Origin of the sequence: Kitasatospora sp. NPDC057518 (genome assembly GCF_042802075.1) — a bacterium.
Classification (GTDB): domain Bacteria; phylum Actinomycetota; class Actinomycetes; order Streptomycetales; family Streptomycetaceae; genus Kitasatospora.
In genome coordinates this window covers 1-2,976 of the sequence record NZ_JBHVEU010000685.1, presented here as the reverse complement: position 1 = coordinate 2,976, position 2,976 = coordinate 1, and the positions used below count along the sequence as shown (strand labels likewise).

The following is a 2,976-nucleotide window of genomic DNA, read 5'->3' as shown; positions in this document are numbered from 1 at the left end:
CGAACCACGCCCCGGCCCCGACGACCTGCTACTTGCGGACCTTCACCGCTTCCTTCACCGCCGCGTCCTGCAGTCCTTCGAGCACCTGCTTCGGGTCCCCCGTCACGGCCTGCCCGATCCCGGCCTTGATCCGGTTGCTGACCTCGCCCCAGGCCGGGTCCCCGAACGGGTAGAAGCTCGCGTTGCTGAGCCCGACCGCGAACTGCTTGAGGTCCTCGTGCTTGGGGTCGGACGACATCTGGGCGAACGCGTCCTGGGTGACCGGCAGGAGGTTGTACTGCTCGTCGAACTTCAGCTGGTTGTCCTTGCCGTAGACGAACGCCAGGAACTTCTTGATCTCGTTCTTGTGCCCGTTCGCCTTCAGCGCCATCATCCAGTCCGCGACCCCGAGGCTCCCGGTCCGTCCGACGCCGTCCTTCTTCGGGATCGGCGCCGTGCCGAACTCGATCTTCCCGGCGGTCGCCATCCGCAGCAGGGTCGGGTGCCCGTTCAGCATCGCGACCTTCCCCGCGGCGAAGTCCTGGAACACCGGGGTGCGGTTCATCTTGCCCGGGTCCGGGTACGTCAGCCCGGTGGCCACCAGGTTGCTCTTCAGCCAGCCGAAGGTGGCCTGGTTCTGGGCGCTGTCGATGGTGTAGTTGCCGACGTCGTCGGAGATGCTGCCGCCGCCGCTCAGCGTCCACAGCATCGACTCGGCCGGTGCCTCCTCCGGCCCCAGCGGCAGCCCGTACGGGGTCACCCCCGGCACCTTGGCCTTGATCTTCTCGGCGTCCTGCCGCAGCTCGTTCCAGGTGGCCGGCGGCTGGGTGATCCCGGCCTGCCGGAAGACCGCCTTGTTGTAGAAGAGCACCCGCGAGGAGGAGACGAACGGGATCCCGTACTGCGTCCCGACCACCTGCCCGGCGTGCGCGAAGGTGTCCAGGAACCTGGCCTGGGTGTCCACCGAGAGCACGTCGGAGGCCGGGTACAGCCGGTCCGCCGCGACCTGGTCCGCGAAGCCGCCGGTCTGGAGCAGGTCCGGCGACTTGCCGGCCGCGATCATGTCCTCGACCTTCTTGCCGATCTCGGTCCAGCTGTCCACCTCGACGCTGACCTTGATCCCGGGGTTGGCCGCCTCGAAGTCCCTGGCGACCGCGTCCCAGTAGTGCTGGGAGCTGGTCTCGGGGCTCTCCCCGTAGTCGGCGGCGACCAGTCTGAGGGTGACCGGCCCGTCGTCCTGCCCGCCGCAGGCACTGACCGCGGTGAGGACCAGTGCTCCGGCCAGCGCACCGCCGAGCACACGGGTGGGAACGTGGACGCGCCTGTTCAACGCGGGTACCGCCTTCGGGGGGATGGAACGGGGGGTGAACGCAGCCGGAACGGGGGAATCCGGCAGGGGGACGCGCAACACTCCCAAACCCGTCGACCACCGGTCCACACCACCGCCCGGCGCCGCCCCAGTAGTTATCGAAGTGCTCGGCGTCATTGCACAATGCGCAACAAAACCCCCACTCACCCCGGTCCGCGCCCGCCCCGCACCCCGGCGCAAAGCCGCGCACACCCCCGCAGCTGCGACAAAGCTCACCCAGTATGGACCAGACCAATCCGACAACTGGACTAGACCTCTTCTACCCGCCCAAGGGAAACTGTCCTCCGTGAAGCACGTCATCGCACTCGATGTAGGCGGCACCGGCATGAAGGCCGCGCTGCTCGCCCAGGACGGCTCCGTGCTGTTCGAGGCACGCCGACCGACCGGGCGGGAGCACGGCACGGACGCCGTCGTCGCCGCCATCCTCGACTTCGCCACCGACCTGGCGGACGAGGGCCGCAGCCGTTTCGGCGTCGCCCCGCTCGCGGCCGGTGTCGCCGTCCCGGGCACGATCGACGAGAAGAACGGCATCGCGGTCTTCTCCGCCAACCTCGGCTGGCGCGAGCTCCCGCTGCGCAAGCTCCTCGGCGAGCGCTTGGCCGGGCCGGACGGCGGCGCGATGCCGGTGGCCCTCGGCCACGACGTGCGCTCCGGCGGCCTGGCCGAGGGCCGGCTCGGAGCCGGCCGCGGCGTCGACCGCTTCCTGTTCATCGCCCTCGGCACCGGCATCGCCGGCGCCATCGGCATCGACGGCCGGATCGAGGCCGGCGCGCACGGCTACGGCGGCGAGATCGGCCACGTCGTGGTCCGCCCGGGCGGACCGCAGTGCGGCTGCGGCGCCCGCGGCTGCCTGGAGACGCTGGCCTCGGCCTCCGCCGTCTCCCGCGCCTGGGCCGAGACCAGCGGCGACCCCGACGCCGACGCGGCATCCTGCGCCGCCGCGGTGGACGCCGGGGACGACCGCGCCCTCGCGGTCTGGCAGCGCGCCGTCGACGCCCTGGCGGACGGCATCGTGCTGGCCCAGAGCCTGCTCGACCCGTCCACCGTGATCGTCGGCGGCGGGCTGGCCGAGGCCGGCGACACGCTCTTCACTCCGCTGCGCGCCGCGGTCACCGGGCGACTGACCTTCCAGATGCCCCCGAAGGTCGTACCCGCCATGCTCAAAGACACCGCCGCGTCCCTGGGCGCGGGCCTGCTCGCCTGGGATCTGCTCTCCATGGAGGTGACCGCGTGACCACCGCGGACCGTGACCGTACTGCCCTGGCCGGTGCCCGGCTGGTCCTGCCCGGCGGCGTCGTCGAGGGCGACCGCCTCGCCGTCGAGGGCGAGCGCATCGCCGGCCTCGGCGGCGACACCGAGCCCGGCGACCTCGACCTGACCGGGTACACCGTCGTCCCCGGCTTCGTCGACCTGCACGTCCACGGCGGCGGCGGTGCCTCGTACGCCTCCGGCATCGCCGAGGAGGCGCTGCTGGCCGCCCGCACCCACCTGGAGCACGGCACCACCACCACGGTGGCCTCCACCGTCACCGGCGAGATCGACGAGGTCGCCCGCCAGGCGCACGTCCTCTCCGAACTCGTCGAGGACGGCGTCCTGGCCGGCATCCACTTCGAGGGCCCGTTCATCTC

General features: G+C 71.6%; 3 protein-coding genes. 2 read left to right on the top strand and 1 reads right to left on the bottom strand.

Annotation, left to right across the window (positions count from 1 at the left end):
- Positions 1-28 precede the first annotated feature (28 nt).
- Positions 29-1,309: an extracellular solute-binding protein gene (locus ACFU7Z_RS38325; protein ID WP_074005442.1), complete on the bottom strand. Its 1,281-nt coding sequence runs from the start codon at positions 1,307-1,309 to the stop codon at positions 29-31.
- Positions 1,310-1,634: 325 nt separating this feature from the next.
- Between ACFU7Z_RS38325 and ACFU7Z_RS38320 the strand changes: the two genes are divergently transcribed.
- On the top strand, positions 1,635-2,582 hold the full coding sequence (locus tag ACFU7Z_RS38320; protein ID WP_049655186.1) for an ROK family protein: 948 nt from the start codon (positions 1,635-1,637) through the stop codon (positions 2,580-2,582).
- The coding region (locus tag ACFU7Z_RS38315; protein WP_380782741.1) for an amidohydrolase family protein at positions 2,579-2,976 on the top strand (398 nt) is incomplete at its 3' end. The genes ACFU7Z_RS38320 and ACFU7Z_RS38315, both read left to right, overlap by 4 nt.